A 22,239-nucleotide genomic window follows, 5' to 3' on the forward strand; every position below is an offset into this window, starting at 1 on the left:
ATAGGTTAAGGTGTGCTATGTGCTACCGGAAGGATCTTTCCGTTAAAAAATTTATGTCCGCTTAGGGCGAAATCAGCAATGTACTTGCCCATTTCGAAGGCCATAACCGGCGACTGATAATCGGGGAATGCTTTTTCAAGCATTTCGGTTTGAGCTGAGCCCAGTGCCAGACAATTGACTGCAATATCAAGACCTGAAAGTTCTGCAGCAAGGCATTCGGTCAGGGTATGTAAGGCTGATTTACTGGCTGAATAAGCCGATAAACCGGAAAATTTTTGGGTGCCCTGAAATCCGCCCATACTGCCAATATTTACGATATGACTTTTTACAGGCATCAGCGGCACAATCTTTTGAATCATTTTAACATGGCCTAAAAGATTATTCTGCAACATTTCTGCAAAATCAAGCTGAGAAAGCTGCATAAAAGGCTTGTTAACCAGTGATCCGGCATTATTGATCAAAATATCCACATGTCCAATTTTTTCCTTTATGAAAGGAATCAGGCCATTTTCATAATCATCATGAACGATATCAAATTTAGCCGTGTAGAGCATACAACCGGGGTTCAGGGCGAAAGCGATCTCCTGTAATTTGTATAATTTATCCTCCGATCTTGCCAGTGCGATGATCTTATGATTCCCGCTTCCGATCAGTTCGAGAACGGCTTCAAATCCTACACCACTACTGGCACCGCTGATTACAATATTCATAAATTCATTTTTATTAAAGACCAGATTCCATTTGAGTTTTACTGATCAGATAAAACCCGTTTTGGATCAGTTTGTTCAGTTCAGGTTCATTTGAAGCCTTCAATTCCAGATATATCCGGATGTCTCGTGCTATCTCCTGAAATATGTTTCTCTGCTCTAATATCTCTAAAATTTCGATAGCACAGAGCCAATCCTCCCTAAAATCTTGCTTTAGCTCTTTCCAGATATCTTTTAAACGTTCAAATTCATTTTGTGTTTCACGGCATAATCGCAACTGCCTGAACAATTCATGATAGCGTTTTCGATGCGCAGTGTATTCGGGATGAAAAGTTGCAGATTTTGCTTTTGGGGCAATTTCTTCAAAGGCATCCTTATCTGCCGCTCCGCTATAGACCGATACAATTTTCTCTCCAACAGCCATATCATAGACACCCCAGGAAGGTTCGAAATAAACATTTCCCTGCTCATCTTTCAGCGTGCAATCTGTAAAACTGATCAGTATCAGTTTAGAATTACGATTCAAAATTGAACTGACCATTCCTCTCAGATTTAAGCCGCCAACGAAGTTTAATTCTGCAGTATTTCCGCATATGATTCCCAGTTTTTCAAGCTCATCTTCATTTGCATCCTCAAGAGCCTTGCCAAAGTTTTTTAAACGACCAACCAGCGAAGAAAAACCATCAGCATGTATTTGTTTTCCATGCCCTTCCAGTTGTTTATTATCATAAGAAAGCGCGCTGCCCCCGCTTGTTTTCAGGAACAATAATTCATCATTGTTATCCATCCGCAAATCACAAAAAACTCCGCTGATTTGCAAGCCCGAGCTGTAAACTGCTGTACAAGTGTTTTTGCACTCAATCGCTTTTAAAATACTTTCCGATCCGCCTTTTCTGAAAGCCATGGTATCTGCAAAATTCTCCAGAACCAGTGTCAGGTTTTGAAAATTGGGTGTTACAAATAACTGTGGCTGTGGTTTAGTGATATCAAATGGGAAATTGACGGCATCAGCAGTATACCAGTATTTTTTTACCGAAGGGTCCATGCAGCTTTTACTTTCTCCGATAGAGGAGAGCAGTCCCGCACCATAAATTTTCGGATTTTCAAGTGTTCCAATCAGTCCGTATTCAACTGTCCACCAATGCAGACGACTCAATAATGCCATTTCTGAAGGATCTCCAAGGTTCTTCTGGCAAAATAAGACCCGCTTTTCGGAATTTTTCAAGATTTGTGGATCAGGATCTGGCATTTCTTTTAGAATGGACAGCTCCCGAATTGCTTCATAAAGCTCAAAGTCTTTTGAAGAATACATGGCTTTAGCCCCGATGGAGCCAAAATAGCTCAGGTATTGATGATAATCCGGATCGGCAATGATTGGGGCATGACCTGCCGATTCATGAATGATGTCGGGGGCAGGAGTGTATTCAATATGATGCAATTGTCTGATGTCAGCAGCAATGACCAATACCCTGCAGGATTGATATTCCATGAATGCGGCCGGCGGAATAAAGCCATCGACAGTTACTGCACCCCAGCCAATCTTTTTGAGCGCATCATTCATTTCCTGGAGATCCGGTATTTTTTCGATACTTAATCCTGCGGCTTCAAGTCCGGGGATATAAGGGTAGTATGCAATATCCTTCAGAAAATGGTAATTCTGCCGCATCACGAAGCGCCACACCGCCTGATCAACAGGGGTGTAATGTTCATAATGTTGCTCAACAATAAATTGCTTCAGATGTTCAGGTAATTTTTTTACCTGAGGATTGTTGAAATCGTTAAAGTTACTCATCATTGGTTAGGGGAGCAGATGCCATAAAGTTATTAATTTTTTAAAACCTTGTTCTCCCCATACTGCGATTTTTGTCAGAATCAAAAGGGGATTTTCGTATTTTTGCTTAGAAAATGGGAACAAAAAAGCGAATTCTGATCACCGGTGCTGCGGGTTTTATTGGGAGTAATCTGATTAACAGATTGTTGCAAAGTGGCATCTATCAGGTTATTGGATTTGATAATTTCGACGATTTTTACAGCAGGGAACAGAAGGAAAAGAACGTAGCCCCATTTACTCCTCACCCGGATTTTCAATTTGCTGAAGGAGATATCCGAAATATGGATGATCTCAATGCATTGGGCGATTTGGATGTGATTGTGCATCTTGCTGCCAAAGCAGGAGTGAGGCCAAGTATACAGAATCCGGTTTTATACCAGGAGGTGAATGTTGCCGGAACTCAAAATCTGCTGGAGTTTGCCAGAGAAAGGAATATCAGGCAGTTTGTGTTCGCCTCATCAAGCAGTGTATACGGTATTAATGACAATATTCCCTGGAATGAAGAGGAAAAACTGAAACCCATCAGTCCCTATGCTTCAACCAAACTTTCCTGCGAAATGCTCGGGCATGTTTACAGTCATTTATACGGGATTCGTTTTCTGGCACTTCGTTTCTTTACAGTTTATGGCCCGGCTCAGCGCCCTGATCTGGCCATTCATAAATTTTTCAATTCTATTTCCAAAGGCCAGGCAATCCCTGTTTTTGGGGATGGTTCCACCAGCCGTGACTATACTTTTGTAGAAGATACGATACAGGGCATTGAGGCTGCTATAAATTATGAGCAGTCTGATTTCGAGATCATTAATCTGGGAAATCATCAGACAGTAACTTTATCTGAACTGATTGCCGCGATAGAAAAGATCTGCGGGAAAAAGGCCATTATTGATCGCCAGTCGGAACAGCCAGGGGATGTACCTCAAACCTATGCAGATATCAGTAAGGCCCGGAAGTTATTGAACTACCACCCGGAAACCGGACTTGAAACGGGCCTGCTTAGATTCTATGAGTGGTACAATCTTCAAAACCCGAAAAACAATCATTAAATATTTCTTAAAACGAAAATTATTTTCTTGCAAGTTTAGGGTAGAGTGTATTATATCCTTTAACCGAATACCATAAAATAAGGTTTAAGGTATCCTCATTCGCCTGGTCAAGTTCATCCAGTGACATTTCCATTGATTTTTGAGCCCAAAATTTCCTCTTGCCGGACAAAGCTGAAAGTTTAGGATTCATTTCATCGAGTGGAATCTGATTAGGCAATGCTTTGTATGGCCTGAAGTCGGGTTTACTTGTAAAACAATCGGTCATTGGATTTGCGATCATATCGAACTGGCTCATTGGTGGCAGCCCTAAAATCAATTCGATGGTCCTTAAAATACTGTTTTGATTGTAATGGGTATTCACTACAGCGCCCCTCTTGGTATATGGACTGATGCAGAGTGCTACTGTGCGGCGACCATCAATATGATCGAGGCCAGCCTGAGGATCATCCTCAATGACGAAAATAGCCGTTTCTTTCCAGAATTTACTGTTACTTACCGCTTCCACAATTTGCCCGAGTGCCAAATCATTATCGGCCACCTGAGCCCTTGGAGTCGGATAGCCTTCCCTGGTGCCTGTTGTATGATCATTAGGTAATAGCATGATCATGAAATTGGGTAAGGAGTTTGTTTTCTCATATTCCCTGAATTCCTTTAGAAATTCCCTGGCACGGTAAACATCCGGTATAGAGCTTGGAAAGCCAACGAAGGTAGGGCAGAGGTAAGGCTCCAGGGTATGTAATTTACTGATGGCTTTGATCTTTACATTCCTGGTCCCGTTTTTATAGTCATTATATAACTGCGTCCAGCTGGCATTGGCGGGCTCAACTTTTGCTGTAACGAATTCGCCATAATTCCGGAATGTAAGTCCGGCTTCCAAAACTTTATCCCATATAAAACCCGATGAAGCAAATGCTAAGGCATCATCACCCTCATAAGGATAGCTGCGTACGAATCCTCCAAAGCTTTTTTCAAGGTAATCGGTCACATATCCCTCATTAGCCCACTGATGCCCGTCGGCACTCAATACCCCATTGCAATAGGTATTATCCAGAAGTACAAAATTCTCAGCCAGCGCATGATGATTTGGCGTCACTTTTCTGCCGAACTGAGTCAATGAACTGTCTCCTTTGCCTTGTGGAAGATCTCCAAAAACCTGGTCGTAGGTGCGGTTTTCTTTGATGATATACAATACATGCTTGAATACAGATTTTTCACCCGGACGTGTAGGTACCGGAACAATCCGTTCATTAACTCGTTCCAGCCGCAATGACTGAGTGATTTTAGGTAGTCGCATGGTCGTAGCAGCCCGAATCGTATATTCTCTTAAATTTTCAGAATCGGGTACTGTAATAAAGGAAACTGAACCCGAGTGATCATGCGAGTTGATGCCTTTTTCGCGTAAACCCGTCTGGGGACTGCCATTTCCCTTAATATTTGCAACAAAAAGTTTGCTTCCATCCCGTGATAATAGAACCGCACCGGGATACCAACCGCTAGGGATAAGTCCCTTAACTTTTCCGCTATTAAGGTCAATAACTGCAATATGATTATTGCCTCCATTGGCTGCAAATAATGTTTTGCCATCCGGACTTACCGCAACTGCATTTGGTGCGCTACCAAAAGGTAACTCAGCCATCGGCTTAGAACTCAAATCCTTTATGACAGAATTTGTCCTGGTATCGATCACGGAAATCAAATCACTATTGGCGTTGGCAACATAGAGCTTTGTCTTGTCGGGAGAATAGCTCATCCCGCTGGGATGCAAATGAACCTCAATTTCTTTTATCACTTTCTTAGTATTCAGATCAAGCACAGAGACAGTCCCGGAAGAGGCAATACCTGTTTTAGGATCGACTACGACATTTGAACCGCCCGATGGACCCGTTTTATCGCCGGAGATTGGCTGACGACCACCCCAATTGGAAACATAAGCTCTATTTTCGTGCATGAGTACAGTGTATGGAGCGATTCCTACGCTGATCTGCGATTCAAGTTGTTTGGTCTTAAGATTAACTATTCCGAGGGTGTTATTGCGGCTTAAAGCCACATAAGCATACCCCTTCTGATCATCAATTGTCAAACCGCCCGGATAGGGGCCACTTTTATCATCTGGATTTGGTCCGGGCAGTAAAATGGCATCATCCCAGGCATAGCTGCCATTGATTAATTTTGCGGAGCGTAAATATCCCCGGCTATCTGTAGTCCAGACTTTTTGATCATCAGAGTTCCAGGTAATGCCGTTAAAACTATGACCTCCTGCCGGGAGTTTCAGGGTTTGCATTACAGTATGATTTTCTGCACTCATAAACACAATCGAAGTATTGTTTTTAACGGCTAAAACACTTCCTGAATTATTCAGTGCCAGATCTACCGGACGGCCTGGAAAGCTGATGGTCTCACCTGCAGGATCAATTATTTGTGAAGTAGCCACAATCCGGGTATTATCCTCCTGCGCACCCACTACTGAATTGCTTTTAAACATGTCCTTTGACTTTTCAAATAAAGTATTCAGATTCCATTCTTTATTATTTACGCCGCAGCCGGATAAGCAGATCAGGGAAAGGAAAGCAATTGCAATGGCATAATTCTGCCTTTTGGGTTGGATCATGCTTAATGATCTCTTAGGTTTTGACATAAATTCAAAAATCGATTTGATTACAGACATCATTGCTTTTGTTTTTAAATAAGATATATCCCAAATAATAACCCGCTATTCAATGTGACGCAAGTTCTGAATTGGACAAGAGCCCAACACTTAATTAAAATTAAACATTCAATGTTAAGTATGTTTTAATTTTTTATGATCAAGCCTGATAATTTTTTGAATGGGATTTATGGATACGATTTAACCACAACTATTTTACTGGTATTTGGAAGATCCAAAAGAGCTTTTGGATATGAGCCGCTGCATTTAAGATTCCCTTCTCACAACTCATATCTCACATCTCCCATCTCATTTCTCAATCCCCTGTTTCAGATCAATTTTATTCACTCCGATTTTCTGAGGATGAAAAACAAAATAAATTCCGCTGAATGACAGCAGTGCCGATATGCAATAGAAGAGCAGGCTGATGATAACCGCCAGGTGCTGGTTCATCTGGAAATATTGAGCGCCATAAACAAACACTAATTCTCTGGCACCAAGTCCGCCAACAGTAAAAGGAAAAATGGCCACTAGTGAGGAAATCAGAAACATAAAGAGGTATGGAGAGAATTTTCCTTCAAAATTCAAGGCGTACAAGAGCAGAATAACCGAAATTACCTGCATAGATTGTACCATCAGGGCTTTGATGTGCGAAAGCACAAACTGCTTGCTGTAGTCACTGAAGAATTTTCTCATGACCGCATAATAGGCTACCGTGCCTGCTGATACTACCAGCACCGGAACCCAGTTCGGGATGCCCAGGTGCGGGATAAAGATGACCAGTGCCGAAATGATCAGCCCTAATGCCCACAGGCCACTCAGCCGATCGAAGAATATCGCCTGAAACAACCTTCTTCCTTTAATTTCGAATTTCTTTCGCAGCAGAAATATTTTGTAACCATCTCCGCCAATCCCACCCGGCAGAAAAAGATTGTAGAACATACCAAGCAAATAGATCTTGAAATTGTACGTTTCAGAGATCTTCAATCCGATACCCTTAAAAAAGGTATTCAGACGCGAAGAAGAGATCAGTTGGGAGATCACAAATGCGATGAATGCTAAAAACAGAAAAATAGGGTTGGACTTATCAAAAGCATCTTTCAGGTCGTTGAATTCGACCTTTCTTGACACAAGATATAAAGAAAGACCTGTTATTGAAATTTTTAACAGGGTCTTAGTGATGTTCCAGATCTTCTTTTTTTCCATTAAAAATTCGTCTAACCTGGTATGTTTTTCTGTTTGTACCTTCAAAATAGGTACGCACATTAATTTCTGCTAAAATTCCGAAGGTAATCAGTTGTATACCTCCCAGTAAAAAAATAAGGCCTAGTATCAATATTGGTTTACCCCAGATATCCTGACCCATCAGTTTCAGAATAAGGAGATAAGTATTGATGAGGATACCAAGTCCCAGGGAAATGAATCCCATACTTCCAAAGAGGTGCATGGGCTTCTGTATGTATTTTCGGAAGAAAACCATCGTAATCAGGTCGGCCATTACCTTAAATGTGCGGTTAAGCCCATATTTGGATGTTCCATGAATCCGTGCATGATGCTTCACATCAACCTGAGTGATGCTTGCGCCCTGTAATTTGGCGAGCACAGGAATAAAGCGGTGCAATTCTCCATAAATACCAAGATCTTCGGCGATCTCACGCTTAAAAACCTTTAATGTACAGCCATAATCCTTGATATAAACCCCGGTCATCCTCCGGATAATCGCATTGGCGATCTTTGAGGGGATCTTACGCAAGAAAATTCCATCCTGGCGGTTCGCCCGGTTTCCGGCAACTACATCCCAGTCTTCATCCTTCATTTTTTGGAGCATAAAAGGGATATCGGAAGGGTCATTCTGAAGATCGCCATCAATCAATGCGATATATGTGCCTTCTGCATGATCAATTCCGGCGGTCATAGCGGTACTCTGTCCGTAGTTTTTTCTTAATTCGACCAGTTTGATTTTATCATCTGCATGCTCACGGATCTGTTTCTGAGTTCCGTCATTTGAACCATCGTCAACAAAAATTACTTCGTAATCAATTCCTGTTAAGGCATCTTGTAAAGCGCCGATCAGTGGTACAATATTATCCCGCTCGTTTAAAACGGTGATTACAACAGATAGTTCTCTCATTTTACCTGGTAGAGTTTGAGGTTCCGGTATGTTTTTACCAATGTCGCTTTGGGATTATCCAAATCTTTGTCAAAGGTAAAATAATAACCTGGCTTACTAAGCGCTTCGGTAAATTTCACCTGCTGCATCCGGCTGCACTGAATATAGAATATGAGCCGGTCGTGATGCGGAATATCCAGCTCAGAAGGATGATACTGATAAAGATAAAATGGCTGATTTTTCGAAATATTGCCCATTTCAATTGCTGCATCGCGGTATTTACGATCTTCGAGGTGTTCAAACCTGTGCGGAATTACAAACCAGCTGAAAGCAAATCTGACTACGATCAAAAGGCTGATGAATGCAAATATTTTTCCGGTTTTCAGCCGGAAGATTGTGTAGGAGATCAATGCACCGGCAATGCTAAGCGCAATGACCTTGGGCAGAAGATACGGTACATAATTCTGTAAATCGAAAAATAATGCCCCCGGAATACATAAACTAACCATCACTGCAAGGATCAGCATTAATTTATTGAAGAAACTATTAATTTCCGGTAATTTTTCACGGTATGTGAAATAAGCATGACTCCAGATGATGAACAGAAGTGGGTACAGCATCAATAAATATCTCGGTCTGGTTTGAGGCGATAACCAGTAAACCCAGATATTCGCCAGGAAAACGAGGGAGATGAATGTTAAAAATGGATTGTTTTTAATTCCAGTCAAAAAGTTCTTATGAAAGCAAAATAGCAGCAATAAACTGGCCGGGAACAGATGCCCGGCATGTTCAAAAGGGAAGATGATGAAATGTGTTAAGCTTTGTCCGATGCCGAATTCAGAAGCCGTTCTCCGGCTACTTTGATTCCAGATGGTGCTAAAATAGCCCTCTAAATTGGGATTGTACTGATAATAGTTCCAGAAATAAGCAGCAATAATTAATACACAAATTAGTCCGCTTAGTATATGCTGCCAACTAAAGAGTTTTTTAAAGTTTTTGGTATAGGCGAGAACTGCGATGAGTGTAAAACCCTGAAAAACAATTGATGGTAGTCCTTTGCTGAGAAAGGTAATGGCTGTAATCAAATAGGAAATGAAGAAAAGCAAAAACCAATTCTTTTTTTGAAGGAAATAAAAGATCAGCATAAAGGAGCTGAAGCTTAGCCAGGAATAGAAAAGATCAATATGTCCAAGCATGGAATCATAGATCAGCATCCTCCCGTTAACCAGAAACAGAATTCCACTGATTGCTGCTATTCTTTTGTCCTTTAGAAAAAAGGATACAGAAAAATAGATTGTGAATGCAAACAGGAACATCGGAATGATCGCAGGCAGGCGAGTGGTAAATTCTGAATAATTTCCGCTGAGCTGGTAAATTCCGGCAAGTATCCAGTTATAAAAAGGGGGCTTATTGTAATAATACTCTGCTCCAATGGTGGGCACAGCATAGTTTTTGCTGAGAATCATTTCAAGGGCTACGTTTGCCCGGGTAGGTTCATCAGCAAATAAGGCTAAAAGCCCCAGATTGATAAAAAATGCAGGTATGGAAAAGATAATCAGGAAGAGGAATGCCTTTCCCGGATGTTTAATCAGGAAATTTTCCAGTTTTTGCATCATATCCGGCAAAGATATAAAAGCAAAAGGGAGATTTGATTGCTCAAATCTCCCTTTTTATATTGTCAGGACTTAAATACTTGTCAGGACTGTATTTGCTGTTGAAATAAAGTTCGAGACAGCGATATTCTGATCTAAGAAATTTGAATTGTATTTTTCTTCGGGTCCGTTAATAAACAAGCAGGTCTGACCTTTGATAACATTGATAATTGTTTTAGTCAAATCTGTTGGTAAAGCCGGACAACCGTGGCTTCTTCCCAAACGTCCGTGAGTTTTTACAAACGATTCGCTGACGTAATCAGCACCATGAACCACAACCGCACGATCCATTGCATTGGTGTTGAATCCTTTATCCATTCCCTCTAGGCGCATAGAAAGTCCGTGTTTTCCCTGATAAGTATCGCTGGTTACGTAAAACCCAAGACTACTTTGATGCGAATTAGGCTGGTTAGAGAAACTGGTTGCCATATCCATTCCGCTGCCTTGGCCATGAGCCACAAGCGTATGGAATAAAAGCTTGTTATTTGCAAGATCTACTATCCATAATCTTTTCTGGCTGCTTTTTTTACTGAAATCGATTATAGTAATGATAGCTTTTTGAGCAGATAGTAATTGTGTTTTCTTAAGATTATAATAGCCAACCAGTGCTTTTTTAAATACGTCCTGATCCAATCCGCTCTCGGCTAATCCGGCTTGTTCATAAACAGAATTTACATGCTGAACGAAGAGTTCGGCGCTTGAGCTTGTGTTGTTGGTAGTAGTTTTAGACTTTTCACCACCTTCATCGCCTACAGAATCAAAAAACTTTAAGTGTGACTTAGTAGCTGAAACCCAGCTGATTGCCGGTATTGTGGTGATTAATAGCAGAGCGAAAATTGCCCGGAAAGAATGTTTCTTCATAAATTTCTCTGGTTAAACCCTTTTTAAACGTATTTCTTGATGATTAATTGTTTAAAACTTTATTGAGTAAATTAATGCTATAGGCTTTTCGTTTTTCTGTTACAAAGGTACGGTTTTTGAATTTCTCTATTGTCATGGCAAAGTAGAAAGCTTTTTGCTGAAAATGAGGGGTTTAGGGTTTTGGGGTCTCCTAAAGAGGGGGAGGCATGATGCCTAAAAATTTGTGTTCATTACAAATAGTTATTCTTGAGTACTATTCCTGTGCACCCAATATCCCCCGCAGGTCCAAAGGACTCCTTCGGAGCGGGGGAATTAAAGGGGGAGGATAACATGATATTTCATTGAAATGAGTATAACCTCCCCCTGCCATCGCACAAAGCCAAGGCGCCCCCTCCAAAGGGGGATAGCGTGGCGCCTAAAGGTTTGAATTCATAAAAAATTATTTTTCTTAGTTGATTAGTCCAGACCTGGAGTAAAAATCACCAGAATCACCTTAATCAAACCAATCACAGTTCAGACAAGTATCATCTCCTGAAAAAATCCTACAATCCTTTAATCCTACAATCCTAACAATTAACCTATTTCAACAGATTTTTCCAACTTACCATATCAGAAATGATCTTCTCCAGCTGGTCTGCATTCACACGTTCCTGTTCCATGCTGTCGCGGTGCCTGATGGTAACGGTATTATCCTCGAGAGTTTGATGATCGACAGTAATACATATAGGTGTACCTATCGCATCTTGTCTGCGGTATCTTTTTCCAATTGAATCCTTTTCATCATACTGTAAATTAAAATCAAGTTTAAGCAGATCCATGATTTCACGTGCTTTTTCAGGTAAACCATCCTTTTTAGTTAAAGGGAAGATGGCTGCTTTGACCGGCGCAAGACAAGGGTGTAAGTGTAAAACAGTACGTGAATCCTGCTTTTCTTCATTGCTCAAATCCTGTTCTTCATAGGCATTGCAGAGTGTTAACAAGAATAAGCGGTCTAAACCAATGGAGGTCTCAATAACATAAGGCACATAATTCTTATTCTCGGCAGTGTCAAAGTACTGGAGTTTTTTGCCTGAGAATTTTTCATGCTGACTAAGATCGAAATCGGTACGGCTGTGAATGCCTTCTACCTCTTTAAATCCAAAAGGGAATTCAAATTCGATATCTACAGCAGCATTGGCATAATGTGCAAGTTTGGTATGATCATGGTAACGATATTTTTCAGCCGGAGTGCCCAAAGCAAGATGCCATTTTAAACGGGCATCTTTCCAGTGATTATACCATTCCATTTCTGTTCCCGGTTTCACGAAGAACTGCATTTCCATCTGCTCAAACTCACGCATTCGCATAATGAACTGTCTCGCAATGACTTCATTACGAAAGGCTTTTCCGATTTGCGCGATTCCAAATGGAATTCGCATTCTGCCTGATTTCTGAACATTCAGGAAGTTGACAAAAATTCCCTGGGCAGTTTCTGGACGCAGATACACTTCGTCAGATCCTTCGGCCATGGCACCCATCTGGGTAGAAAACATAAGGTTGAATTGTCTCACCTCTGTCCAGTTGCGGGTTCCTGAAACCGGACAAACGATTTCGTGTTCCTCAATGAGTTCCTTTAATCGTGGCAGGTCATCGGCAGATAAAGCTGCTTCCATATCAGCCTGTAACTTATCCGCTTTTTCAACTTTGCCATCCTTAATATATCTGACGATCTTATCCTCCAATAAATTGTCGGCACGATAACGTTTTTTAGAATCTTTATTATCGATCATCGGATCGGCAAAGCCATCCACATGCCCGCTTGCTTTCCATACTTTAGGATGCATGAAAATTGCGGAGTCAATCCCTACAATATTCTCGTTTAACTGCACCATGCTCTTCCACCAGTATGTTTTCAGGTTATTCTTCAGTTCAGATCCCAGCTGTCCGTAATCATAAACCGCACTTAAGCCATCATATATTTCGCTTGATTGAAATACAAAACCATATTCCTTGGTATGCGATACCACATTTTTAAAAAGTTCGTCTGTGTTTTTGCTCATAACCTTGCAAAGATAGTATTGGTGACTATATTTTGAGTCATATTTGTAAGTTTTAGGCGGTAAGTTTTAAAGACTACTTCGAATTAAATTTCTTATTAGCTAAAAGGGTAAAGCTGAAAGCTAAAAGCAGGGATTTCACTTGATATGGAAATCACCCTTAAAACTTAGTTAAATAGACGTAACATATAAGTATTAAATATTAAAGTTTCAAAATGACCAATTAATTCTCCATTCTCCATTCTCCATTCTCAATTCAATAACTACCTTTGAACCATGAGTATTGTGGTAGAGAACCTCAGTAAAATTTACGGAGCGGAGAAAGCGATCGACGGTATCTCGTTTCGGACTTCGCCGGGGAATGTGCTTGGTTTTTTAGGGCCAAATGGTGCCGGAAAATCCACAACCATGAAAATTCTGACCTGCTTCATACCTCAAAGTTCCGGAACCGCCTCTGTTTGCGGGATGGATGTGAATACTCATTCAATGGAAGTACGCAGGAATATCGGCTATCTGCCTGAACATAATCCACTCTACCTTGAGATGTACGTTCGTGAGGCACTAACTTTTATTGGTTCTGTTTATAACCTTGAAAATTCAAAAAGAAGAATTGAGGAGGTCATTGAACTTTGCGGATTAGGGGAGGAGCAGAATAAGAAGATTGGTACCTTATCTAAGGGTTACAGGCAGCGTTTAGGACTTGCTCAGGCTATTTTTTCAGACCCTGCAGTATTGATTCTTGATGAACCAACTTCCGGACTCGACCCGAATCAGGTGATCGGTATTCGAAATCTGATCACTGAATTGGGAAAAACTAAAACGGTGATACTTTCAACGCACATTATGCAGGAAGTAGAGGCAGTTTGTGGGCAGGTAATCATAATCAATAGAGGTAAGATAGTTGCTGATGATAAACTGAGCAGTCTGAAAGAAGCACACCAGAATAAAAGTCTGGAAGATATATTCATCGGACTAACGGGTTCGGTTGTTCATTGAATTTCATATAATTTTAATTTTAACAAAGGAAAATCAGATCGGGTGTTAAGTATCTTAAATAAAGAAATAAGCGGTTTTTTCAGTTCCCTTGCGGCCTATATTTCAATGGGTGTATTTCTGTTGGTTACCGGACTTTTTCTATGGGTTTTCCCAGATTCAAGTATTCTGGATTATGGCTATGCTGGTCTTGATAGCTTTTTCAATATCGCACCCTACCTGTTTATGTTTCTTATCCCTGCAGTTACTATGCGTTCTCTAGCAGAAGAGCAAAAGGATGGCACATTCGAATTACTGGCAACCCGCCCTCTGAGCGACTGGCATATAGTTCTTGGAAAGTTTCTGGCATCCCTGCTAATTGTGGTGCTGACTCTCGTACCAACACTCATTTATTATATAAGTGTGTATCAATTGGGGATAAGCAAAGGAAATATTGATACCGGTGCCGTGATTGGCTCTTACCTTGGTTTGGTCTTATTGGGAGGGGCTTTCACTTCAATTGGCCTGTTTACCTCCTCTTTGGGAAAAAATCAGATCATTGCCTTTACACTTTCAGTTTTTCTATGTTTTCTTAGTTTCAGCGCTTTTGATTCAGTCAGTAAGCTTATTGCATTTCAGGCTTTTGAGAGTAGCTTAACCAGCCTGGGTATTAACCAACATTATCAGTCAATTAGCAGGGGAGTGCTGGATAGCCGTGATTTTATATACTTCTTAAGTTTTGCCGGATTGTTTCTTTTATTAACTAAAACAGTATTGGGAGCAAGGAAATGGTAAACCGCCGTAAACGTGATTTGAACAATTTGGTCCTTGCAATAGCAGGTATAGTGATACTGAATGTTCTTTCATCATTTTTCTTTACCCGTATTGATTTTACTGCTGAAAAGCGATATACACTTTCGGACATTACCAAAACTATTCTGGCAGATCTGGATGATGCGGTTCAAATAACGGTTTACCTTGAAGGGGAATTTCCGGCAGGATTCAAGCGATTAAGAAATTCCACCGCCGACCTTTTGCGGGATTTTAAAACCTATTCAAACGCCAATCTGAAATTTGATTTTGTAAACCCGCTCTCCGGAGATCAGAAGTCGCAGGAAGATGCGTATCAGTTATTGATTGAAAAGGGCATTGAGCCAACTAATTTGAGCGTCAAGACTGAGGATGGGATGTCGCAGAAAATCATTTTTCCTGCAGCTTTGATTACCTATAAAGGAAGGCAGATCCCAGTAAAGCTCTTGCAATCGAGGGCTGGGATTAGTCCGGAAGAAGTTCTGAATAATTCAATACAGAACCTGGAATATGCCTTTGCCAGTGCGATAAAAAAGATAAATAAAAATGAATCAGGGCGCATTGGTTTTACCGAAGGACATGGTGAATTAAGTGATCAGCAGCTGAGTGACGCGATGAAATCATTGGGAGATTCTTATGAAGTTGGCCGTGTTGATCTGAATACTATACCCTTCGCCGGACTTGATCAGCTGAAAGTATTGATCATTGCAAAACCGGAACAGCCCTTTACTGAAGCTGAGAAATATAAGATCGATTATTTCCTGATGAAGGGTGGAAGGATAATCTGGTCGATTGATCAGGTCAGTGCTGACCTTGATAGCCTTCGAGGCGCTACTGAGCAGCTTGCCTTTGCTAAAAAGCTGAATCTGGATGACTTGCTCTTTAAGTATGGGGTTCGTCTGAACTATATCCTTCTGGCAGATATGAATTCTGCGCAGATTCCCGTAAATGTTGGAGAAGTGGGCGGGCAATCCCAAATCCAGCTATTGCCCTGGTTGTTTTATCCTGTATTTGTTCCTGTTTCTACTCATCCATTGGTTAAAAATCTGGATGGGATACGTTCAGAGTTTCCGGGAACTATTGATCTTATTTCTGTGAAAGGTTTAAAGTCGGAAGTAATTCTTTCTTCATCCCCCTTCAATCGTCAATTGGAAGTGCCGGTGCTGCTTTCTCTCCAAATGGTGGAGGAAGAGCCTGATCCCAAGCAGTTTCAATCTGATCCAAAGCCCTTTGGAGTGCTTCTTGAGGGAATATTTCCATCAAACTTCAAGAACCGGCCTATTCCGGTGGGTATTTCAGAGCCATTGGCCATTCCGGAAGTGGCTAAGCCCGGAAAAATGATTGTCCTTGCCGATGGGGATATCTTTAAAAATCAGATCAACAATACAGATGGCTCTGCCTATCCTTTGGGATTTGACCGTTTTACGAGAGAACAGTATGCAAATAAGAGTTTTCTGCTGAATGCTGCAGATTATCTGTACGATGACTCAGGTATTATTAGTTTGCGGAACAAGGAGATCAAACTCAGATTGCTTGACCGTGCAAAAATCCGCCAGGAAAAAATATTCTGGCAGTTCCTGAACATCGGTTTACCACTGATATTGTTGATAGCTTGCGGTATTTTTCAACATTACTATCGCATTCGCAAGTATACACATTAATTTGTATATTTTTGATTCTGAGTTCCACTGGTTAATACTGATATTTAGCTCTTAACAGCTAATTAGGAACTACCAAAAAGCTTTACTATTATTGTTTTTCAGATATTTGAATATGAGATTTATAGTTTCAACATCGACCTTATTAAAACAGCTTCTTGCTGTCAATGGTGCATCCAGTAGCAGCACAGTATTGCCCATCCTGGAAAACTTTCTTTTTGAGATAAAGAATGGTATTTTGACTGTTTCTGCAACTGATCTGCAGACCAGCATGACTACTTCTTTATCGGTTGAATCAAAGGAAGATGGTAAGGTGGCAATCCCATCCAAGATATTGCTCGAAACTTTAAAAACACTTCCCGATCAGCCAATTTCATTTTCAGTTGATGATAAAACATTTGCAATTGAAATCAGTGCCGGAGATGGTAAGTACAAACTGAGCGGAGAGAATGGAGAAGATTTTCCGAAAATTCCTGTTGTTGAAAATCCTTCTTCGGTAGCTATGCCGGCATCTGTTTTATCTGAAGCTATAAATAAAACACTTTTTGCGGTCAGCGGAGACGAATTACGTCCGGCTATGACTGGTGTATATTGTCAGTTAAGTCCGCAGCACATAACTTTTGTTGCAACCGATGCTCATAAACTGGTGAGATACCGTCGTCTGGATACAAAATCTGAAGCTCCTGCCACCTTTATTCTTCCAAAGAAAGCTTTAACACTTTTAAAGGCATCCCTTCCTTCTGATGATGTCAGCGTTGCAGTTGAATATAACAATACCAGTGCATTTTTCAGATTCGGCAATATCAACCTCATTTGCAGGTTGATTGACGAGCGTTATCCTGATTATGAAGCAGTTATCCCTACTAATAATCCGAATAAACTCATTATTGACAGATCCCTTTTCCTGAACTGTCTGCGTCGTGTGGTGATTTTCGCAAACAAAACAACACATCAGGTACGATTGAAAATTTCAGGAAGTGAGTTGAATATTTCATCTGAAGACATCGATTTTGCAAATGAGGCACATGAACGTCTGTCCTGTCAATATGAAGGAGAGGATATGGAAATTGGTTTTAACGCTAAATTCCTGATCGAAATGCTGAATAATCTTGGAGGTGAAGAAGTTCTTCTTGAAATGAGCAGTCCGAATCGTGCCGGATTATTGATGCCACAGACGCATGATGAGCAGGAAGAAGTCCTGATGCTGGTTATGCCTGTGATGCTGAACAATTATGCATAGATTTCTGAACAGTTTGATGTAAATACAAGCTATTGTTTATTGTTTTTAGCTAAATGGCCTGGTTCTTGAACCGGGCTATTTTGTTATAAAGCCAATTTGGCTTGATTGTAAACTAAAACATTGAATTATGAAAACATCAAATCAATTAAGCAAGTATCAATTTTCTGGTCTCTTAAGCGGGCTTGTTATTGCCACTATGGTACTAGGTTCCTGCAGTAAAGAGGATAATGAGGTTATTATTGAGGGGCGGGCAAAGGTTATGATCGTTAATGCAGCCTCGGGTTCACCGGCTCAGGACTTTTACCTCGATAATTCGAAGGTGAATGCTGAGGCTCTTGCATATTCTCAAAGTACATCTTATATTTCAACTGATGCAGGTAATGGTAGAAAGGCTGAATTTAAAAATAACAGCAATGCAAGCGTCAACTTTACGGGGTATGTGGATTTGACTTCAAATGAAAGTTACACCTTCTTTTACACGGGAAAAGCAGATGGATCTGGAAACAGTAGTGCGGTATTTAAGGATGAGCAGGCTAGTCCTTCTCCAAATAAAGCAAAGCTAAGATTTGTAAATCTGTCGGAGGGTTTGGCGAGTGCCAACTTAATGATTACTGGAGGATTGGTGTTCGCATCGAATGTGGCTTTTGGGACTGCCTCAAATTTCTCTGAAGTTGATCCGGGCACATTTACCTTGCAGACCGTTCTGGCTACCAGTACTTCAACTTCTGCCAATCTGGGCAGTTTTACCCTGCAGGCCGGGAAAATCTATACAATTTATACAAGCGGGTCTTTAACCGGAAGTGCAGAAGCGGCCATATCAGCAAAAATGTTAATGCATAATTAATCATACTTATGCAATTAAAATAGAAAACTCAGAGCCTTTGGCCTGAGTTTTCTATTTTTGTAAAAAAACAGATAAACATTGGAAATTATTCAACAGCTTATTGATTTCATACTTCACATCGATAAGCATTTAATAGAAATCGTTCAGGATTATCAAACCTGGACATACCTGATACTTTTTCTCATCATTTTTGCTGAAACTGGTTTTGTCGTCACTCCATTTTTGCCGGGGGATTCTTTGTTGTTTGCCGCCGGAGCAATCATTGCAAAGCCTGAGAGCGGATTGAATATATTCCTGATGTGCTTCCTGCTAATTATTGCAGCAATTTTTGGAGATCTTGTAAACTACCACATTGGAAATTATATTGGCCCGAAAGCTTTTAGCGGAAAAATCAAATTTCTTAAAAAGGAATATCTGGAGCAGACTCAGGCATTCTATGAGAAGCATGGAGGGAAGACGATTATTTATGCCCGATTTATACCTATTATCAGGACTTTTGCCCCTTTCGTAGCTGGAATTGGCACTATGAGTTATCTCAAATTTGCAACCTACAATATTACCGGTGGAGTGTTGTGGGTCACATCTTTTCTTTTCATCGGTTATTTCTTTGGCGGATTACCGGTCATAAAAGACAATTTCACCTACGTCATATTCGGAATTATCATTCTCTCCATTTTGCCTCCTGTGATTGAATTGATTCGTGAAAAGCAGAAAAGCAAATCCCCTAAGTATTGATCATTCCTTCAATAATCCCGAGATGCCTCAATGAGGTTGATCTTTTTATTTTCCCATTTACATCCCATTAAATATTAAAGTTTTGGAAATCATCAGCACCATTCTCGATTATATATTAAACATTGATAAACACCTGGTTAAGATTGTAAGTGATTACCGCACCTGGACCTATCTCATTATTTTCTTGATCATTTTTGCAGAAACCGGTTTTGTTGTTACACCATTTCTGCCCGGAGATTCGCTGCTTTTTGCTGTAGGAGCACTCATCGCAAAAGGAGATACTGGCCTGAATATTTATACCATGGGCCTGTTACTTATTATAGCCGCCATTACCGGAAATACTGTTAATTATACCTTAGGAAATTTTCTTGGCCCTAAAGTCTTCAAGCCCGGCAACAGGATACTTAAGCTGGAGTATTATGAAAAGACAAAGGATTATTTTAACAAGAAAGGTGGTAATATGCTGATATTTAGTAGGTTTATGCCGATTTTCAGAACTCTTGCACCTTTTGTTGCAGGAGTTGGGAAAATGAAATTTGGACCCTTTACGTATTATAATGTTGTAGGCGGGGTTCTGTGGATCGTCAGTTTCCTTGGAATAGGTTTTATATTTGGTAACATCCCAATTATCAAGGATAACTTTACTTATGTTATGCTGGTCATCATTGTTCTGACTATTTTGCCGGCTGTTATTGCCGCCTTCAAGGCTAAAAATAGTATCGAAGGCGGGAAACTTTAGTTTTCGGATCTGCCAATGATCCGGCCCTGACCGAATAGTTTTTCTGCTCGTTCTGTAGTAAGTTTTTCTTCTTCACTGATTTGCTTCTCCTGGAAGTTTCTGAGTTGAGGTTGTCCGGCATCCACCCAGGCAGAGAACCAAAAACTTCCGGTTATCAGGACAGATGCGCGCATCTGATTTTCTACCATTCCTTTTAGTGCGTTATGATAGGCTCTGGCATATTCTTTTGAATATTGTCTTTCAACTTTATCCTTACGCTCACTGAATGAAAACTTCAGATCAGATGCCATGTTTTTATTGAGTCTGGCCTCGACCAATAGGGTCGAATCGAGTAAACTGTGGCTGTTTCTTATGATTTTCCAGGATTCTTTTAATGGATTTTCCAGGTATTTCGCAGGGCCTGTAATAAAATCGTATTCTGTTGAGAAAAGCTCAGGAAGCCTGCTTTCCCAGAATCCGTGAATTCCTGTCTGTCCGCTTAATTGCCCATTGTAATTTTCTGTGGTATGAAGGGGAACATGAGCATCCGAAACATAATGCCCTAAATCTGCCGAAAGTCGTAAGATCAGGATGGAATCACGTTCCCTGAAAGCTTTTACCAATGAGTAATAGATTCTTTCAATTTGCCAGGGGACAATACCGTTTTCAATGAGCCGGTTTGAAGTAAATTTTAATTCCGCATCCGCCCATTTTTCAGGAATACTGTCGAATGGATTTTTACCATAGCGGTCAGCATCAATAAAATGCCTGGGAGCTTCTGCGGTGTCTGAATAGCGGCGTTTGTCGGCATCTACAGCATGCTCTTTGATATACGAAATGTTGTTTTTGTAAAAGCGGATCATATCAGCCGGTAATATGAAAACAGCCATACGATTGATGTTCTGGTGTGCAAAAAATCCCCATGAGGAACAGGATATCCAGACAATTACTGACAGAAGTATGAGCGGTTTTTTCTTCAATTTAGAGGATGTTGAATTGCTATCTAATTTGAGTTTTTTATTCTTTCGGGTTCAGATCAATTTATTTAACGGTCGGATTGTTGATTTAACGGTAGTAGCAGAAGTAAAATGGGGGAATTAAAGCTAAAATTAGCATGTTTTTAATTATATCCATATGATTTATTTACTCTGTTGGGATTAGTTCAATTAGTAATTGAAAGTTTCTGGTAGGCATCTGATAAGTACAAGGAAAATATTTGTTGGCACTATGAAGCTTAAATATACTATTCTTCTTTTTTTAATTTATGCTTTGTATTTTAAAATAATCGGCATATATTTGCAGTCCTTAAAAGAAGGACGGAATAATAAGCTTAAGAAATGGCAAATCATAAATCATCGATAAAAAGAATTAGATCAAACGCGGCTAAGCGTTTACGTAATCGCTATCAGGCGAAAACCACCAGATCCGCAATCAAGAGATTACGTATTACTACTGACAAATCTGAAGCGACTCCGCTTCTGAGCAAAGTGATCTCAATGCTTGATCGTTTGGCTAAAAAGAACATAATCCACAAAAACAAAGCTTCTAATAATAAATCCAAACTGACAAAATTTGTTAACGGATTAAAATAGTCTTTGAAGATATTTGAAAAAGGGGTACCGTTTAATCAGTACCCCTTTTTTGTTTTCTACTGTTTCCATAAATTTAATTATGGAAACCTATGATCATAAAATAAGCATCAAAGCCTGGGCAGAGGAAGACCGTCCTAGAGAGAAACTTTCAAACCAGGGAAGACGAAGTCTGAGTGATGCTGAGCTTATCGCTATTCTGATCGGATCAGGTAATGTAAACGAAAGTGCAGTAGAGCTTAGTAAACGTATTCTTTACTCCTGTGACTACGATCTGAACCAGCTCGCCCGGCTTGGCATTGCCGACCTTTCCAGATTTAAAGGGATCGGGGAAGCCAAAGCCATTACCATCATTGCTGCCCTGGAGCTCGGCCGCCGCAGAAAGGATACAGTAAGTGCACAACTGGTTCAGGTTAGTACAAGCATAGATGTTTATCAATCCATTGTAGCTCAATATAAAGATCTTAATCATGAAGAGTTCTGGATTCTGCTTCTGAACCGTGCCAATAGAATCACATCCAGGCATTTGGTTAGTAAAGGCGGTCAGGCCGGAACTATCGCCGATCCCAAAATCATTTTTAATATTGCCCTTGAGAATCATGCGGCTTCAGTTATTCTGACTCATAATCACCCCTCCGGAAACCTGAAACCCAGTCAGGCAGATCTCGAACTGACACGCAAATTAAAGTCGGCAGGGCAGTTTTTGGATATCCCTGTCCTTGATCATCTGATCATTACTGATCACGGCTTTCTTAGTTTCGCCGATGAAGGTTTACTCGACTAATTTAA

20 protein-coding genes are annotated in these 22,239 nt (G+C 40.5%); 11 read left to right on the forward strand and 9 right to left on the reverse strand.

The annotated features are described in order from the left end of the window. Positions 1-5 precede the first annotated feature (5 nt). Complete coding sequence (locus Q8M41_RS12930; RefSeq protein WP_305365700.1) at positions 6-710, reverse strand: SDR family oxidoreductase; 705 nt, start codon at positions 708-710, stop codon at positions 6-8. 13 nt (positions 711-723) lie between these two features. Then, a complete protein-coding gene (locus Q8M41_RS12935) occupies positions 724-2,502 on the reverse strand; it encodes an aromatic amino acid hydroxylase (protein ID WP_305365701.1) in 1,779 nt (592 codons plus the stop codon). A 110-nt stretch (positions 2,503-2,612) separates the two neighbouring features. Between Q8M41_RS12935 and Q8M41_RS12940 the strand changes: the two genes are divergently transcribed. After that, a complete protein-coding gene (locus Q8M41_RS12940) occupies positions 2,613-3,581 on the forward strand; it encodes a GDP-mannose 4,6-dehydratase (protein ID WP_305365702.1) in 969 nt (322 codons plus the stop codon). A gap of 19 nt (positions 3,582-3,600) precedes the next feature. Here the strand turns inward: Q8M41_RS12940 and Q8M41_RS12945 are convergent, their stop codons facing one another. The 6 genes from Q8M41_RS12945 to Q8M41_RS12970 form a co-directional block, all read right to left on the reverse strand. Then, the gene (locus Q8M41_RS12945; protein ID WP_305365703.1) at positions 3,601-6,216 is read right to left on the reverse strand and encodes a bifunctional YncE family protein/alkaline phosphatase family protein; all 2,616 of its coding nucleotides are present in this window, start codon (positions 6,214-6,216) and stop codon (positions 3,601-3,603) included. A gap of 318 nt (positions 6,217-6,534) precedes the next feature. Then, on the reverse strand, positions 6,535-7,431 hold the full coding sequence (locus tag Q8M41_RS12950) for a lysylphosphatidylglycerol synthase transmembrane domain-containing protein (RefSeq protein ID WP_305365704.1): 897 nt from the start codon (positions 7,429-7,431) through the stop codon (positions 6,535-6,537). Further along, complete coding sequence (locus Q8M41_RS12955) at positions 7,400-8,356, reverse strand: glycosyltransferase family 2 protein (RefSeq protein ID WP_305365705.1); 957 nt, start codon at positions 8,354-8,356, stop codon at positions 7,400-7,402. Before Q8M41_RS12955 ends, Q8M41_RS12950 begins: the two co-directional genes overlap by 32 nt. After that, a complete protein-coding gene (locus Q8M41_RS12960; RefSeq protein ID WP_305365706.1) occupies positions 8,353-9,951 on the reverse strand; it encodes a glycosyltransferase family 39 protein in 1,599 nt (532 codons plus the stop codon). The genes Q8M41_RS12955 and Q8M41_RS12960 overlap by 4 nt, the downstream gene beginning before the upstream one ends. A gap of 69 nt (positions 9,952-10,020) precedes the next feature. After that, positions 10,021-10,848, reverse strand: coding sequence for a murein L,D-transpeptidase catalytic domain family protein (locus Q8M41_RS12965; RefSeq protein WP_305365707.1), 828 nt, complete (start codon positions 10,846-10,848; stop codon positions 10,021-10,023). Between the two features lie 578 nt (positions 10,849-11,426). Next, positions 11,427-12,887: a glycine--tRNA ligase gene (locus tag Q8M41_RS12970; protein WP_305365708.1), complete on the reverse strand. Its 1,461-nt coding sequence runs from the start codon at positions 12,885-12,887 to the stop codon at positions 11,427-11,429. 273 nt (positions 12,888-13,160) lie between these two features. Here Q8M41_RS12970 and Q8M41_RS12975 point away from each other — a divergent pair, with 273 nt between their 5' ends. The 7 genes from Q8M41_RS12975 to Q8M41_RS13005 all read left to right on the forward strand — a co-directional run bounded on the left by Q8M41_RS12975 (position 13,161) and on the right by Q8M41_RS13005 (position 19,882). Further along, the gene (locus Q8M41_RS12975) at positions 13,161-13,880 is read left to right on the forward strand and encodes an ATP-binding cassette domain-containing protein (RefSeq protein ID WP_305365709.1); all 720 of its coding nucleotides are present in this window, start codon (positions 13,161-13,163) and stop codon (positions 13,878-13,880) included. A 42-nt stretch (positions 13,881-13,922) separates the two neighbouring features. Beyond that, positions 13,923-14,651, forward strand: coding sequence for a gliding motility-associated ABC transporter permease subunit GldF (gldF, locus tag Q8M41_RS12980; RefSeq protein WP_305365710.1), 729 nt, complete (start codon positions 13,923-13,925; stop codon positions 14,649-14,651). 17 nt (positions 14,652-14,668) lie between these two features. After that, entirely contained in the window at positions 14,669-16,327 is a 1,659-nt protein-coding gene (gldG, locus tag Q8M41_RS12985) for a gliding motility-associated ABC transporter substrate-binding protein GldG (RefSeq protein ID WP_370870499.1), read from the forward strand. 112 nt (positions 16,328-16,439) lie between these two features. Next, complete coding sequence (gene dnaN, locus Q8M41_RS12990; RefSeq protein ID WP_305365712.1) at positions 16,440-17,564, forward strand: DNA polymerase III subunit beta; 1,125 nt, start codon at positions 16,440-16,442, stop codon at positions 17,562-17,564. A 127-nt stretch (positions 17,565-17,691) separates the two neighbouring features. Beyond that, positions 17,692-18,408 (forward strand): DUF4397 domain-containing protein, encoded by a 717-nt coding sequence (locus tag Q8M41_RS12995; protein ID WP_305365713.1) that lies wholly within the window; start codon positions 17,692-17,694, stop codon positions 18,406-18,408. Between the two features lie 78 nt (positions 18,409-18,486). Beyond that, positions 18,487-19,143 carry a DedA family protein gene (locus tag Q8M41_RS13000; protein WP_305365714.1) on the forward strand — a complete coding sequence of 219 codons (657 nt, stop codon included), beginning with the start codon at positions 18,487-18,489 and terminating at the stop codon, positions 19,141-19,143. Between the two features lie 82 nt (positions 19,144-19,225). Next, a complete protein-coding gene (locus tag Q8M41_RS13005) occupies positions 19,226-19,882 on the forward strand; it encodes a DedA family protein (RefSeq protein ID WP_305365715.1) in 657 nt (218 codons plus the stop codon). On the opposite strand, the gene Q8M41_RS13010 is transcribed toward Q8M41_RS13005, so the two are convergent. Continuing rightward, a complete protein-coding gene (locus Q8M41_RS13010) occupies positions 19,879-20,751 on the reverse strand; it encodes a zinc dependent phospholipase C family protein (protein ID WP_305365716.1) in 873 nt (290 codons plus the stop codon). The two genes, Q8M41_RS13005 and Q8M41_RS13010, sit on opposite strands and share 4 nt — an antisense overlap. On the opposite strand from Q8M41_RS13010, the gene Q8M41_RS13015 reads away from it, so the two are divergent. The 3 genes from Q8M41_RS13015 (at position 20,738) to radC (ending at position 22,234) form a co-directional block, all read left to right on the forward strand. Then, positions 20,738-20,962, forward strand: a complete 225-nt coding sequence (locus Q8M41_RS13015) for a hypothetical protein (RefSeq protein WP_305365717.1) — start codon at positions 20,738-20,740, stop codon at positions 20,960-20,962. The two genes, Q8M41_RS13010 and Q8M41_RS13015, sit on opposite strands and share 14 nt — an antisense overlap. 236 nt (positions 20,963-21,198) lie before the next feature. Beyond that, a complete protein-coding gene (rpsT, locus tag Q8M41_RS13020; protein ID WP_305365718.1) occupies positions 21,199-21,453 on the forward strand; it encodes a 30S ribosomal protein S20 in 255 nt (84 codons plus the stop codon). A gap of 79 nt (positions 21,454-21,532) precedes the next feature. Next, complete coding sequence (gene radC / locus Q8M41_RS13025; RefSeq protein WP_305365719.1) at positions 21,533-22,234, forward strand: DNA repair protein RadC; 702 nt, start codon at positions 21,533-21,535, stop codon at positions 22,232-22,234. Positions 22,235-22,239 lie beyond the last annotated feature (5 nt).

Source organism: Daejeonella sp., from assembly GCF_030684675.1.
In the GTDB taxonomy this organism is placed as follows: domain Bacteria; phylum Bacteroidota; class Bacteroidia; order Sphingobacteriales; family Sphingobacteriaceae; genus Daejeonella.